Annotated in this window: 3 protein-coding genes; all 3 read left to right on the top strand. The window is 45.3% G+C overall.

The features are described 5' to 3' along the window. Window positions 1-84: 84 nt before the first annotated feature. Window positions 85-396 carry an IS66 family insertion sequence element accessory protein TnpA gene (gene tnpA / locus K8O68_RS15425; protein ID WP_230897751.1) on the top strand — a complete coding sequence of 104 codons (312 nt, stop codon included), beginning with the start codon at window positions 85-87 and terminating at the stop codon, window positions 394-396. Continuing rightward, complete coding sequence (gene tnpB, locus K8O68_RS15420) at window positions 393-749, top strand: IS66 family insertion sequence element accessory protein TnpB (protein ID WP_230897750.1); 357 nt, start codon at window positions 393-395, stop codon at window positions 747-749. Before tnpA ends, tnpB begins: the two co-directional genes overlap by 4 nt. Before the next feature lie 67 nt (window positions 750-816). Beyond that, on the top strand, window positions 817-1,013 hold a 197-nt coding region (locus tag K8O68_RS15415), incomplete at its 3' end, for an IS66 family transposase (RefSeq protein WP_230897749.1).

The raw sequence follows: 1,013 nt of genomic DNA, 5'->3' as shown, positions 1-1,013 counted from the left end.
GTAAGCGTCAAACCAACTACACCTTCTCCTTTTCCTTATGCCATGCGATACTCTGATTAAGAAATGAAGATAAGGAGAGTTGTCATGGCCAGAGAAGATATGTACCTGCAATGGAAAAAACGGATGGAAGATTTCAAAGCCAGTGGACAAACAGTCAAGCAATGGCTTTCCACCCAGGAAGGCATCACTATTCATCAATTCCATTATTGGAGGAGAAAACTAAAAAACAAAAATGAGATATATCCTGCCAAAAAGGGCTGGACCTCTTTTGAGGTTCCTGCGCTCCCTTCTTCCACCACGATCGAAATGAAACTGGATGAGGTGACTTTGTACATACCTGAAAACGTTAGTGAAGATCACCTTCACCGAGTGATCCGGGTGCTGAGAAGAGGATGATCAGCCACCGCCATATTGACCGGGTTTATCTCGCTCAGGGAAGCACGGATCTTCGAAAGTCCATTGACGGCCTGGCGGCCATTGTTCAGGAAAGTTTCCAGCTGGATCCTTTTTCTCCGTGTCTTTTCGTTTTCTGTAACAGGAAACGGGATAAGATCAAGATTCTGCACTGGGAACATAATGGATTCTGGCTGTATTACCGCCGTTTGGAGAAAGGAACCTTTTCCTGGCCGGAGGCCAATCCCTCTTCCGCCAAAGAGATTAGTCCACGCCAGTTTCGCTGGCTGCTCGATGGCCTTTCCCTTGAACAAAAGTCAGCTCATCCCCCGGTTCAGGCCGAAAGAGTGGTGTAAAGAAAAAACGTTAAAAATGGGCAAAAGGGCTGAGGGACAAATCAGAGGGGCGAAGTATAATAGATGCATGAAAACGACTAACTCAACCCCTCAGAATACAACTGAACAACTGGAAAAACGTGTTTCTTCTCTTGAAAAACAAAATGAGGAGCTGGCGGCAAAAATCGCATGGTATGAAGAACAATTCCGCCTTAGTAAGCAGCGCCAATTTGGGAAATCAAGTGAAAAAACATCGGACGATCAGCTAGAACTTCCTTTATTCAA

The sequence above is a fragment of the Salipaludibacillus sp. CUR1 genome, from assembly GCF_021028955.1.
Lineage (GTDB): Bacteria > Bacillota > Bacilli > Bacillales > Salisediminibacteriaceae > Salipaludibacillus.
Note: the sequence above shows the minus strand (reverse complement) of the source record. Positions and strands in the feature narration are given on the sequence as shown.

Bases quoted from the DNA above. Each gene is read 5' to 3' on its own strand.
- tnpA (WP_230897751.1), top strand. From the start codon at position 85: ATGGCCAGAGAAGATATGTACCTGCAATGGAAAAAACGGATGGAAGAT.
- tnpB (WP_230897750.1), top strand. From the start codon at position 393: ATGATCAGCCACCGCCATATTGACCGGGTTTATCTCGCTCAGGGAAGC.